The sequence below is a fragment of the Bacillus sp. FSL K6-1012 genome (assembly GCF_037964915.1).
In the GTDB taxonomy this organism is placed as follows: domain Bacteria; phylum Bacillota; class Bacilli; order Bacillales; family Bacillaceae; genus Bacillus; species Bacillus halotolerans.
On the sequence record NZ_CP150175.1, the window covers coordinates 4,018,467 to 4,031,253 of the forward strand.

The window sequence follows — 12,787 nt, forward strand, 5'->3', positions numbered from 1 at the left end:
TTTTATTTTACAGGAACGTCGAGGTGATAAAGACGGCGATACCGTTCGTTCGTCGCCAGCAGTTCCTCGTGTGTTCCTTCCATTTCTGTTTTTCCATTTTCCAGAAAGACGATTTTATCAGCTGCTTCCACTCCCGCCAAGTGATGCGTAATCCAAAGAATCGTTTTACCTTTCAGCACCTCAAACACGGTTTCCATCAGTTCGCGTTCCGTGATAGGGTCCAAGCCTACTGTAGGCTCATCAAGTATAATGATCGGCGTATCCTGCAGCAAAATCCGGGCGAGCGCGATCCGCTGCCGCTCTCCTCCTGAAAATCGGATTCCGGTTTCTTGAACTGAAGTATGATATCCATCAGGCAGCGACTCAATGTAATCATGCAGCTTCACCTGCTTTGCGGCGCGGCGCACATCCTCGTCGCTCGCCTTTCCGTTTCCGAGCCTGATGTTATTCAAAATGCTTGTATCAAACAAGTGAGGCTTTTGATTTAACACAGCCACCGCATCAGCAATCTGATCCTTTACAAGCGCCGTGTCCACTCCGTTTAACGTTACCGAGCCTGAGTCAGGATTCAATGCGCCCTCAATTAATGCGAGTGATGTTGATTTTCCTGAGCCGCTCCGGCCGAGCAGCGCCATTTTTTCTCCTTGACGCAGCGTAAAGGAAAAATGGTTCAGTACTTGGCTGCTGTTGTCATAAGAAAACGTCACATCGCGAAACGCCAAAGTGACGTCTTTGAGATCAAGCCTGTCAGCCGCAGACTCTGTTTGTGAAGCTTCAGGCTGAGGAGCCACCTTGTTCATTCTTCTGATAGAATCCTGATAACCCGGCACTTCGCCCAACGCATCAGAAAGCGGCAGAAAAGCTTCTGTCAGCGGGAACACAACAAGCACAAAGGCAGCAATCATCGTTTTGGCGAGTTCGCCATTTGCATGCTGCCCCGCCGTCCAAAACAGCATCAGCAAAATGAGGCCGGCGACAAGGCATTGCGCGGCGAAATCCCGCCATCTTGTAAAACGATGTTTTTTGCGTTCCAGCTCAAACCAAGCGTTTTCTTCTCTTTCATAGGAATCAATAAAAGCATGCCGGCGTCCGCTGAACATCCAGTCGCTGACCCCCATCACGGCATCTGTGAGACGGCTGTACAGCACATTTCGCCCGCTTTTCAGCTTGGCATTCTTCGCCCGCGTCACAAGCAAAGACACGACCGGAAACAGCACAACCAGAACAAACAAATAAAGCGCCAGCAAAATGGCAAACGGCCAAGAGAAAAAGCCAAGCGCAATCACTGAAACAGCATACAAAAGCAAGGCTGAGATGGCAGGGAAAATGGTTTTTAAGAAGGCATCCTGCAAATGCTCAATATCCTCAGACAAAATGCCGAGCATATCTCCCGTGCGAAAACGGGACCGCAGCATCAAAGCGCCAGGCTCAAGCATGTTGTAAAGGCGGACGCGCATGTCTGACACGATTTTCAAAATGATATGATGTCCGATCAGGCGCTCCACATATCGTGACACAGACCGGGCGATCCCAAAGGTTCGAACGGCGACAATCGGCACATAAATGAGCAGGATGTTCTCCGGCCTTGTCGCCGCCTTTGAAATTAAAAACCCAGAAGTAAACATGAGAAAAGCAGCGGAAAAAATCGTCACCGCGCCCAAAAAGACAACAAGAACAAACAGACGGGCATTTTGCTTGATATACGGCAGAATCCATTCTTCTTTCTTCATGCTCTTTCCCCCAGTTGTGCCTTCACGAGTTTGGTGTACACACCGTTTTTCGCCAGCAATTCATCGTGAGTCCCGATTTCTGCTACCCTGCCTCCGTCCAGCACGATAATTTCATCCATATCGAGCATCCAATGGAGGCGGTGTGTCGCGAGAAAGACGAGCTTGTCATCAAATAAATCCAGCATCGTTTCTTTTATTTCATATTCTGTTTCGATATCCAGATGGGCGGTCGGCTCATCCAGCAGCAGAATCGGGCGGTTACCCAAAAAAGCGCGGGCAAGCGCGACACGCTGAGCCTGACCGCCGCTGAGCGCCCGGCCGCCTTCTCCGATCCGTCCCTCTAATCCTTCAGGAAGGGTGTTTACAAACTCTGTCAATCCCGCTGAGGAAGCAGCGCGGGCTGTATCTTCAGCAGAAGCGCTTGGGTGATAAAACCGGATATTGTTCGCCAGCGTATCATCAAAAATATAAGGATGCTGCGGAATATAGAGCAGGTTTTTCTGCCAGTTCCCGTCCTGCAGATGCGAACGGCTTGAACCATTCACACTGATAACACCGTCATCCGGCTCCAAAAATCCTCCGAGAATATCGATTAATGTTGATTTTCCGGCACCGCTTGCCCCAATAATGCCGATTTTTTTCTTCCCTTTAAATGAAAGAGTAATATCAGACATCGCTCGGCCGGCTGAGACGCCTGACAGCTTCAGTTCATCCTGATTGGACCATGTTTCAAGCTGAAGCGTCGCCTCTTCTTTGAATCCCGGCTGAGATAATATGTTTTGAATCGTCTTGCCCGCTTCCTGTCCATTAAGCGTCGCATGATAATCATTTCCCACTTCCCGCACCGGCAGAAAATATTCAGGTGCCAGAATAAGCGCTGTTAAAGCGGGGCCAAGCAAAATATCGCCGTCAATCAAACGCAAGCCTAAAAACACAGCAACTGTCGCCACCGACAGCATCGTGAAAAAATCGAGAGCAAATGAAGATAAAAACGCCACCCGCAGTGTGCTCATTGTCGCTTTGCGATACCGCTCACTGACGTGGAAAATGTTTTTGCTATGCGATTTGCTCAATCCTAAAAAACGCAAAGTCTCCAATCCGCGAAGAGAATCAACGAAATGGTTGGACAATGTCTGGTATGATTTCCACTGGCGATCCGCTTTTCGCTGTGCGACAAGGCCAAGAAGAATCATAAAAATAATCAGAATCGGCAGGGCCGCGACTAAAATAATCGCAGAAGTCCGATCCTGAAAAAACACGTAGATGACAACCGCAGCCGGCACAATCGCCATGCTGACCATTTTCGGCAAAAACAGCTCTAGATAGCGGCGGAATTGGCTGATGCCTTCCATCGCCAGCGTCACCATTTGCCCCGTCCCCTCTTTCTTTGCAAAGCGGGGGCCTAAGCGGAACAGCTGATCGAGAAAGCTTTTCCTCAAATCAGCTCCCGTCCGGGCGGCATAATGATAGACGATTTTCTGACGCGCCACTGTCACCCCGTGCCGCGCGACAAAAGCGATGAGGAAAAAGCCGATCACCGGAAACAGGGAGGCAATGCTCTTCCCGTTGAAAAGCCCGGTTACAGCTTCACTCAGCCACTCTGCCTGCATGATAATAGCGGCTGTCTGAATCAGCGTTAAGCAAGTAATCACGGTGAGAATCCGCTTCATTCCTTTATATCGAAACAGGTCTTTTCCCATTAATAAGTCATAGGCTCCTTATGACTGACGCGCTTCCGGAAGACATAATAGCTCCAGATCTGGCTGCCGATTACAAACGGCAATAGCGTTAATGCTGCAATTGACATGACTTTTAGCGAATAATCACCGGAAGAAGCGTTAGCTACTGTTAAATCGAACGCGCTTTGAATCGAGCTGACCATCACCCGAGGGAATAATGAAATGAAAATCATTCCTACGGTCAGAGCAAGCCCCGCGCCTGTCATCGCAAATGTCCAGCCGTCTTTTTTCTTGCGGATGAATAAAGCTGCAAGCATAAAGCAGATGACAATTAAAACAACAAGCGGTATTGTAATCTCGCCGCGGCATGTAAACATGTCTGTCTCATAAGCAGAAAGGGCCGCGAAAGCAAGCACCGCCACAAAAACAACACCCATTATCTTTTGCGCCATTTGTCGGGCGCGCTGCTGCAAATCACCAATCGTACGCAGCGTGATGAACATTAATCCATGCTGGAAGCAAAGAAGTGTTACGGTCACGCCGCCTAGTACAGAATATACATTTATATAATCAGATAAGTGCGCGTGAATGTTCATATCCGCATCAATCGGCATACCGCGGAATAATGTCGTAAATAACACACCGAGCACAAACGGAGGAATCAGACTGCCGAAGAAAACCACCCAGTCCCAAACCTTTACCCATTTCAAATGATCAACCTTGCCGCGGAATTCAAACGCGACCCCGCGGCCCATTAACGCAAGCAGCACAATGACAAACGGAATGTAATAACCGCTCAGCATTGTTGCATACCAGTTTGGAAACGCCGCGAAGATAGCACCCGCACCAGTCAAAAGCCATACTTCATTCGCGTCCCAGAACGGTCCGATCGTGTTGATCAGCACTCTGCGCTCTAATTCATTATGGCCAAGAAAACGGGTCGCCATGCCGACCCCAAAATCAAAGCCTTCCAAAAAGAAGAAACCTACAAACAATACAGCAACGAGTATAAACCAAAGATCATGAAGAGATGCCATGGTATACCTCCTGACTAAATGGATCTGTTGATACAGGAACATCATGATGATCATCATGCTCCGCGCCTTTTTTAATTTCACGGATGAACAAGAAGACGAGCAATGCGCCCAAAATCATATACATCACACCGAACGCGATGATTGAGAATAACAGGGAGCCCGCCGTTACGTTAGGCGACACGGATTGAGCCGTTGTCATTAAACCCATGACCGTCCAAGGCTGACGCCCGATTTCTGTCATAATCCAGCCCGCGGAGTTCGCAATAAACGGGAAGGAAATCAATGCGATCATGATGCGCAAATACCATTTGCTGTTTTCCAGCTTTTTGCGGCGGTTTAGCCAAAGGCCGCCTAACGCAGCAAGAATCATAACAACACCTGCTCCAACCATAATGCGGAAACTCCAGAACGTCGTTTTGACAGGCGGAATATAGTCGCCTTTTCCGTACACTTTTTCGTACTCTGCCTGAAGTGTTTTCATTCCTTTGACACTGCCGCTGAATTTTTGATAAGCCAGATAGCTCAATGCGTAAGGAACTTTGATTTCATTAGAGCTCTTTTCATTTTTCGTATCAATTGTGGCAAAGGCCGTCCAAGCAGCAGGGTCGCCGCTGTCTTCCCAAAGCCCTTCACTGGCAGCCATTTTCATTGGCTGTGACTCCATCAAGTGTTCAGCCTGCATGTGTCCGCTAAGGCCGACGCCAAGGCCTGCACAAAGCCCGACAATCATTGCGAGTTTGAAAGATTGTTTAAAGAATGGCACTTCTTTTTTCTTTAATATTTTAAAAGCACTGACACCGGCGATAAAGAAAGCCCCGGTGGCAAGCGCACCGAAAATGACGTGCGGGAATTCAACCCAAAGCTGCGGATTTGTAATCAGCGCGCCAAAGTCATTCATTTCCGCGCGGCCGTTTTTGATCGTAAAGCCGACCGGCTCCTGCATAAAGGAGTTCGCTGTTAAGATCCAGAAAGACGACATAATCGTTCCGAATGACACGAGCCAAATGCAGAGCGCATGAATTTTTTTAGGCAGGCGGTCCCACCCGAAAATCCATAATCCGATAAAAATAGATTCCATGAAAAACGCCAATAATGCTTCAATCGCAAGCGGCGCGCCAAATACATCTCCGACAAAACGGGAATAATCAGACCAGTTCAGTCCAAACTGGAATTCTTGTAAAATCCCCGTAACAACACCGACTGCGAAATTTATTAAGAATAAGTGTCCCCAAAACTTCGCCATTTTGAGGTACAGCTCATTTTTCTTCACAAGATAAAGAGTCTCCATCAATGCAACCATAAACACAAGCCCGATAGACATTGGCACAAACAAGAAATGAAACAACGTTGTTGATGCAAATTGAATGCGGGCTAATACTAATTCACTCATGCTTTATCCTCCATTTCCGGTTGAGAATGTTATATTGTTCACTACTTCACAAGCAGAACCGAAACTTTGATCAGTATTTCACAAAATAGACGAAAAAAATATTGTTCAATATTTCACAAATACGTCAAAAAATCGTCCAATATGATTCAAGATTGCCAGACTGACGAATGGCACGATCTCTAAATGGTTCATATTAAGTACTTTACAACGATCTGCTTCAAAAATAAAGCCCGAAATACCTAAAAAGTCCCGCACGATGTGACGGATTATTGTCTATTTTGTTGCTGATTTATGACGGCTGCTAGGATAAATGACCCTTTATTATCGTACATCAATGCCTCGCTCCTTGCGAATAAAATGCTTGACCGGCATCAGCACTCGTTTCTCGGCACTCCGGCACATCCGGAATTTAGTCAGAACGTCTCTTTTCATCTGAATCATAAAGATGAAACAGTTTGAATAGTAAATTTTTAATATATTAATAATTTCAATTTTTTAGTATACTTAACATAGTGAACAATTTCACTGCAACAAGAATAGGGGAGGTTTTTCAATGGGAGAGCTTCAAACTCAATTGCAAATGCAAACGGATACAATTCACGAAGGGGTTCGAAAAGAGAATTGGTTTGCGAAAGCTATGAATATAAAAGTAGGCATCATACCGCTGCCTGTATATGCCCTGCTGTTTATATTAATTACTATTTTTGTATTGCATCACGATGTGAAAAGCGACATCTTGACATCCATTGCCGTCATGGCGTTTTTCGGATTTACCTTTGCCCAAATCGGAAAATCGATACCGATTGTGCGCTCTATCGGCGGCCCGGCCATCCTTGCTACTTTTATTCCATCTGCTGTCGTCTACTATCACCTGCTGCCAAATGATATTGTCAAATCCACCACAGAATTTACAGAAAACTCAAACTTTCTTTATTTGTTTATTGCCGGAATTGTTGTCGGAAGCATCCTCGGCATGAAAAGAGAAACACTTGTAAAAGCATTTATGAAAATTTTTATACCGCTTATCGCCGGTTCTGTCGCGGCCGCTATTGTGGGACTGGCTGTCGGTACATTGCTCGGCCTCGGATTTCAGCACACCCTTCTGTACGTCGTGATTCCTATTATGGCTGGCGGCGTCGGAGAAGGCGCCATTCCTCTATCCATCGGTTATTCCGATATCATGCCGATGTCTCAAGGGGAAGCATTTGCACTTGTTCTTCCATCGATCATGCTCGGCAGCCTGTGTGCGATCATCTTAGCGGGCCTGCTCAACAGAATCGGCAAGAAAAAACCGGAATGGACCGGCAACGGTAAAGTTGACCGTTCAGAAGATTCACCTGCGCTGGAGGAATCGCAAAACGGCCAGCACATGTACAACCTTTCTCTGTTTGCGTCCGGCGGAATCCTTGCCGTTTCCTTGTATTTGGTCGGTATGCTCGCCCACGATTTTTTCGGTTTTCCGGCCCCTGTTGCCATGCTGCTGTTAGCTGTTTTGATCAAGCTGTTCAGACTGGTCCCTGCCTCAATTGAAAACGGCGCGTTTGGCGTGTCCCGCTTCTTTTCAACGGCAGTCACCTATCCGCTGCTCTTTGCAATCGGCGTGTCTATGACGCCGTGGGACAAGCTTGTTGCCGCCTTTAATCTCAGCAATATCATTACGATTCTGTCTGTCGTAGTCACAATGATGACGGTCGGCTTTTTCACAGGAAAATGGCTGAACATGTATCCAATCGAAACAGCCATTATTAATGCGTGCCATTCAGGACAAGGAGGCACCGGTGACGTTGCGATATTAAGTGCCGCTGAAAGGCTTGAGCTGATGCCTTTTGCCCAGGTGTCTACTAGAATCGGCGGGGCCATCACAGTGTCCTTGACCTTATTGCTGTTACACCAGTTTTATTGATACGCTGCAAGCAAGTTCTTCGTATAACGAAAGAGCTTGCTTTTTTGCATTTCCGTGTTTTTACAAGTTCCTGCCGCATGCTATAGTAATAGTTGGAAAGATTACGATAGAAAGGACTCTAGCATGCCTATGGGAACCAGTCTTTTTCTCTTTATCATTCTCGGGCTGGGCATTCAGCTGATATCAGCCCTTGCAGCAAAGCTTCTTCCGGCATTAGAACTCTGGATTGATATTGTTCTTTGGATCGGTGCTGCTAGCTTTATCTTCTCTCAACAGCCTTTCTTAGATGGCATCGTCTCTCTGGCATTGATGTTCACCAGCTACTGGACCGCATTGGATCTGACTGTGCCCAGCCGTGTTGAAAAACCATCAGGCGATTGGCAGGAAATTGAGCTTGCAAGAGACCACACACGCCTCCTCTCAGACATTGCTCTGACTGTCATTGTGTTTGCGGGCGCTATTGTTTTCTTCATTTACGGGCCTGACACCAGTGTTCTAAAATATGTAATTCTGTTCGGTTTCATCTCGGGCGGCGCGGCACTGGTAAAACGCATATTAAATTTTCTAAGTGTAAAAGTCTTTTATTCATCGTCTTTAGAAACATGGCATATCAGTTCACGATATGAAAGCCGCACCTACCCGCTTTCAGACCTGAAAGACATCCGGCTTGAATCGACGGCAGATTTATTAAAGCTTCATCCGCTTTTGACCATGTATTCGTCCCGGCTCGATATGACAACAAGCTTTCAGCAAGTCATAAGGCTCTCTCTTCCCGGAGAAACGCTGTTTCTGACCGTAAAAGATCCTGAAAAGTGGAAAGCAATTCTCGGGGAATTTCTAGATTCCGAAACCAAAGAGGAAACGGTTATTACTGTCCTGCCGATTTATCATCGAAAAAATGTGAAACGGCTTTTAGGTAAATTTTATTTTGCCGTAAGCGTAAAAGGGATATCTGCTTACGCCATATTGGTGCTCGGTTTATATGCCTTACACGCCTCCCCTTGGGTCATGGCTGGTGCCGTGATGTTGTACTGGGTTTTGAATATGTATCTATCTGACCGGGTGCTGCGGACGGCAATGGATGCCAGGCCTTGTCTGAATTCAGACGTTCAGGCAGCTGCAGATAAGATTTTTAGAAAAGCAGGCATTTCGCATGTGGAGATATACGAAACGGATAGCGATGAATACAACGGCATGGCAGTCGGAATGAATGTAGGAAGATCAATGGTGATTCTGACAAGCGCTACATTAACCCTTCCGCCGCATGTCATTGAGGGTATTCTTGCTCATGAAGCTGTTCATATTAAAAAACGTGATGTGCTGTCCATGCAGCTGTTGCGCTTTTTATACCTTGGGGCAGTCATCGGGATCATTCTTTTACTTGAGCGTTACATCGCTCACCCCGGCGCTTACAAAATTGCACTTTGGGCGCTGATCATGGGAATCATCATTCTATTTCAGCTTTATCAGTCATTTTGTTCCCAATGGATGGAGGTCCGCGCCGATCACATTGGCGCTTCATTGCTGGAGGGCGGATACAGGCAGATGGCCGAATCCTTAAAGATTCTGGCGGTTCGCCAGGATGAAGATCTGCAGAAACAAAACACCTACTGCTCTGATATAGATGAAGACGAAGTTAAGGTGAACTCTCTCATCCGGGATAACAGCTGGCTTTTCAGAATCATAGATTTTCAGTTTTCTCCTCATCCGCCTATGTATTGGCGTGTCAGCGCATTGCTTTCAAACAAAGGACACGGCATGGTCAAGCGCTGGCTGAGAGATCGGCTGAAAGAATCCATCTCCCTTAAATGAAACTTTTCAGGCTTCAAAACGTATGAAAAATAACTGTTTAAAGGGGGACGCCATATGATTGTGATTCTTATCGCTTTGATCTTCGGTATGATCGTCATTTATCAATCGGCTCGATCAACCGCTTCAGTAAACAAAGGACGCCAGTGGGCGGACAGCGGTTTTTTCGGATTTTCCGATGGCGATTCCCGCCATGATGGATGCGGCAGTGACGGAGGCTTTGGGGATTCCGGCTGACGGCGGAGGGGGCGGCGGCGATTAATCGCCGCCATTTTTTATTTCATCGACTCGATGTACGCGCCAAATGACGCCCCTGACATCCCCGGGGATACACGTACGCGATGGAGGGCGTACATCCCCTGATCTCTGGAGGCTGCTCCCGGTTCAGTCGTCACTCCCATTTGATAACCGGTTTTTTCAGCGGCCTTCAGGGTATCTTCGTTGTAGCGCCCAACCGGATAGCTGATGATGGCGGTTTGCTGATCGAACATCCTGTCAAACAGCTTTTTTGAATCTGCCATTTCGCTATGCTGCTGCTCTGGCGTTAAACCGTTCAGCTCAAGGTGGTCAATCGTATGGCTTTCAATCGATATGCCATGCTGTGACATTTCCTTCATTTGATCCTCTGTCAGATGATGTTTATGTCCAATCGATTTGCCGATCATAAAAATCGTCGCCTTCATGCCATACTTCTTTAATACCGGATACGCGTCTTTGTAATTATCGGTGTATCCGTCATCAAACGTGATCAGCACACATTTCTCACTCGGCTTCTTGTCATGAGTCAGCATGAGATACGCCTCTTTTGGAGTTAATGTCTGGTAGCCGTTATCGTGCAGCCATTTCATATGTGCCTCAAATTCTTCCTTTGGCACACGGAGACTGTTGCCTGAAGAGATGCTGTGGTACATCAAAATCGGCAGCTTTGCCGGTTTCTCTGTTTTGATCCATGCGGATGTATCATCTTCTTTTTTTTGCACATGTATTGTCTTTTCTTCCGGTTTCTTTTGTTCCGCTTTTGGCATCTGCTGCTCTGCGATTGCTTCTTTTTCAGCGCAAGCGGCAAGAGTCAAACAACTAGCCAAAAGAAAACTGCTTAAGATAAAACGTTTCATCGTTTTCCTGCTTTCTGTCTATTTCTTCCTTCTTTTCATCGGTTGATTTGCGGAATTTTCAAGTGAAAAAACCAGACATGTAGCCATGTCCGGTGCAGATTAGGAAAACTGATTCAAAATCAAAGACGTTAAAAGACCAAGAGCAGCAATTAACCCTGTCATCGGACCGCTGTCTTCATACGCTTCGGGCATCATCGTGGATGCAATCATTGCGATGATGCCTCCGCCCGCAAAAGCGGCGATTGCCGACATCATCTCCTCAGGAGCGCCATCGAGGAAGTAATATCCTGACCATGAGGCAAATATAGAAATCATCAGTACCGCCGCCCAAAGCAGCAAGATTTTCGCCTTTGAATATCCGCTGTTCTTCATGCCGGCCGTGCTGGACAGCCCTTCAGGTATATTGCTGATAAAAATCGCAATCACCAAAAGGAAGCTGACAGATTGTTTTTCAAGAAGGCTGGCTCCAATCATAATAGATTCGGGGACAGCATCCATGATGGTGCCGATAAAAATCGCGATCCCCCCGCTGCCTGCAGCTGCTTGTCCCGATCTTTTTCTTTGAGACGCGCCTCTTTTCGAAACCGCGTAATCAAAAAGGGTAAACACGACAGCGCCTGCTATAAATCCGGCTCCTGTCGAGACAATTCCGCCATTCTTCACCGCGTCCTCAAGAAGTTCATAGGCGGCAGCGCCGATTAATACCCCTGTGCCAAAAGCCATGATATAACCGATGATACGCTTGCGAATCGGGAGAAACATAGACGCCAGCGCACCCAGCAAAACAGCAGAGCCGGAAATCCCGCCCCACATCGCCGCATTCCACATTTCTATCTCTCCTTTCTACAAACCACTACCCGCCGCGGTTTTTGCTGTAAACCTTGAGATAGAGAGGGAATGCAAAAAACCGGACATCGCACCATGTCCGGTTCTCCAGCTTAACGGATTCTGATTTCAGTTTCACTGTCAAAGAAATGGCCTTTATTCATATCAAACGCAACTGTCAGCTCATCACCTGACTGAATATCGAGACGGGCGTCGATCCTCGCAATAAAATCCTGGTTATCGATTTGCGAATAAATCATGATCTCTGACCCCAGCAGCTCCGCAACATTGATTTTCGCTTTAATTGAAGAGCTCTTATACGATTCCACGACAATCAATTCATCATGAATATCCTCAGGGCGGATGCCGAAAATGACCTCTTTGCCAATGTAGCCTTTTTCCCTAAGCACCTTCATTTTCCCCTCCGGCACACTCAACACGGAAGTACCGATTTTGATTGTGCCGTCAGACAGCTTCCCTTTGAAAAAGTTCATCGCTGGTGACCCGATAAAACCGCCAACGAATACATTTTCAGGGAATTCGTATACATCCTTCGGCGTCCCGATCTGCTGGATTTTGCCGTCCTTCATGACCACAATCCGAGTCGCCATCGTCAATGCTTCTGTCTGATCATGCGTGACATAAATCGTAGTGGTTTGCAGTCTCTGGTGGAGTTTAATAATTTCCGCTCTCATTTGCACCCGAAGCTTTGCATCCAGGTTCGACAAAGGCTCATCCATCAAGAATACCTTTGCATCCCGAACGATCGCTCTTCCCAGCGCAACCCGCTGTCTCTGCCCGCCTGAGAGCGCTTTAGGTTTGCGGTGCAAATATTCTTCCAATCCGAGAATTTTAGCGGCTTCCTCCACTCTTTTTTTGATTTCAGGCTTCGGCATTTTGCGAAGCTTCAGCCCGAATGCGATATTATCGTATACCGTCATATGCGGATAGAGCGCGTAGTTTTGGAACACCATCGCGATATCCCTGTCCTTTGGCGCCACATCATTTACCCGTTTTCCTTCAATATAAAAATCGCCTTTCGAAATTTCCTCAAGTCCTGCGACCATCCGCAGTGTCGTTGATTTTCCGCAGCCGGACGGGCCGACAAATACGATAAATTCCTTATCCGCAATGTGAAGATTAAAGTCGTCTACCGCCGCTTCCTTCTGATCATAATATTTATAAATGTGCTCCATCCGCAATTCAGCCATCTAACATCCCCCTTTAGTATTGTAAACGCTTTCTTTAATCAAGTGTATCAGCATTTATCCGACACTGAAATGGGCAGCATTCATAAAA

At 46.9% G+C, this 12,787-nt stretch carries 9 protein-coding genes and 1 pseudogene; 3 read left to right on the forward strand and 7 right to left on the reverse strand.

Going from position 1 to position 12,787, the window contains the following annotated elements; genetic code table 11:
* Positions 1 to 2: 2 nt before the first annotated feature.
* The 4 genes from cydC to cydA are packed head-to-tail and all read right to left on the reverse strand — an operon-like array spanning position 3 to position 5,836.
* Positions 3 to 1,730: a thiol reductant ABC exporter subunit CydC gene (gene cydC / locus NSS75_RS20830; protein WP_024123350.1), complete on the reverse strand. Its 1,728-nt coding sequence runs from the start codon at positions 1,728 to 1,730 to the stop codon at positions 3 to 5.
* Positions 1,727 to 3,430, reverse strand: a complete 1,704-nt coding sequence (cydD, locus tag NSS75_RS20835; protein ID WP_339234845.1) for a thiol reductant ABC exporter subunit CydD — start codon at positions 3,428 to 3,430, stop codon at positions 1,727 to 1,729. Before cydD ends, cydC begins: the two co-directional genes overlap by 4 nt.
* On the reverse strand, positions 3,430 to 4,446 hold the full coding sequence (gene cydB / locus NSS75_RS20840) for a cytochrome d ubiquinol oxidase subunit II (RefSeq protein WP_339234847.1): 1,017 nt from the start codon (positions 4,444 to 4,446) through the stop codon (positions 3,430 to 3,432). The genes cydD and cydB overlap by 1 nt, the downstream gene beginning before the upstream one ends.
* A complete protein-coding gene (cydA, locus tag NSS75_RS20845; RefSeq protein ID WP_339234850.1) occupies positions 4,430 to 5,836 on the reverse strand; it encodes a cytochrome ubiquinol oxidase subunit I in 1,407 nt (468 codons plus the stop codon). Before cydA ends, cydB begins: the two co-directional genes overlap by 17 nt.
* A gap of 553 nt (positions 5,837 to 6,389) precedes the next feature.
* Between cydA and cimH the strand changes: the two genes are divergently transcribed.
* The 3 genes and pseudogenes from cimH (at position 6,390) to NSS75_RS20860 (ending at position 9,810) form a co-directional block, all read left to right on the forward strand.
* On the forward strand, positions 6,390 to 7,739 hold the full coding sequence (cimH, locus tag NSS75_RS20850; RefSeq protein WP_339234853.1) for a citrate/malate transporter CimH: 1,350 nt from the start codon (positions 6,390 to 6,392) through the stop codon (positions 7,737 to 7,739).
* 123 nt (positions 7,740 to 7,862) lie between these two features.
* Positions 7,863 to 9,551, forward strand: a complete 1,689-nt coding sequence (locus NSS75_RS20855; protein ID WP_339234856.1) for a M56 family metallopeptidase — start codon at positions 7,863 to 7,865, stop codon at positions 9,549 to 9,551.
* Between the two features lie 57 nt (positions 9,552 to 9,608).
* Positions 9,609 to 9,810: pseudogene (locus NSS75_RS20860) on the forward strand (hypothetical protein).
* 13 nt (positions 9,811 to 9,823) lie between these two features.
* Here NSS75_RS20860 and NSS75_RS20865 read toward each other — a convergent pair.
* The 3 genes from NSS75_RS20865 to msmX form a co-directional block, all read right to left on the reverse strand.
* Positions 9,824 to 10,663 carry a polysaccharide deacetylase family protein gene (locus tag NSS75_RS20865; protein ID WP_268542429.1) on the reverse strand — a complete coding sequence of 280 codons (840 nt, stop codon included), beginning with the start codon at positions 10,661 to 10,663 and terminating at the stop codon, positions 9,824 to 9,826.
* Between the two features lie 99 nt (positions 10,664 to 10,762).
* The gene (locus tag NSS75_RS20870; RefSeq protein WP_024123356.1) at positions 10,763 to 11,491 is read right to left on the reverse strand and encodes a zinc transporter; all 729 of its coding nucleotides are present in this window, start codon (positions 11,489 to 11,491) and stop codon (positions 10,763 to 10,765) included.
* 110 nt (positions 11,492 to 11,601) lie between these two features.
* Positions 11,602 to 12,699, reverse strand: a complete 1,098-nt coding sequence (gene msmX, locus NSS75_RS20875; RefSeq protein ID WP_024123357.1) for a maltodextrin ABC transporter ATP-binding protein MsmX — start codon at positions 12,697 to 12,699, stop codon at positions 11,602 to 11,604.
* Positions 12,700 to 12,787: the final 88 nt, after the last annotated feature.

Excerpts from the sequence above, each read along its gene's own strand:
- NSS75_RS20865 (WP_268542429.1), bottom strand. The coding sequence starts at position 10,663 with ATGAAACGTTTTATCTTAAGCAGTTTTCTTTTGGCTAGTTGTTTGACT.
- cydD (WP_339234845.1), bottom strand. The coding sequence starts at position 3,430 with ATGGGAAAAGACCTGTTTCGATATAAAGGAATGAAGCGGATTCTCACC.
- msmX (WP_024123357.1), bottom strand. The coding sequence starts at position 12,699 with ATGGCTGAATTGCGGATGGAGCACATTTATAAATATTATGATCAGAAG.
- NSS75_RS20855 (WP_339234856.1), top strand. The coding sequence starts at position 7,863 with ATGCCTATGGGAACCAGTCTTTTTCTCTTTATCATTCTCGGGCTGGGC.
- cydA (WP_339234850.1), bottom strand. The coding sequence starts at position 5,836 with ATGAGTGAATTAGTATTAGCCCGCATTCAATTTGCATCAACAACGTTG.
- cydC (WP_024123350.1), bottom strand. The coding sequence starts at position 1,730 with ATGAAGAAAGAAGAATGGATTCTGCCGTATATCAAGCAAAATGCCCGT.
- cimH (WP_339234853.1), top strand. The coding sequence starts at position 6,390 with ATGGGAGAGCTTCAAACTCAATTGCAAATGCAAACGGATACAATTCAC.
- cydB (WP_339234847.1), bottom strand. The coding sequence starts at position 4,446 with ATGGCATCTCTTCATGATCTTTGGTTTATACTCGTTGCTGTATTGTTT.
- NSS75_RS20870 (WP_024123356.1), bottom strand. The coding sequence starts at position 11,491 with ATGTGGAATGCGGCGATGTGGGGCGGGATTTCCGGCTCTGCTGTTTTG.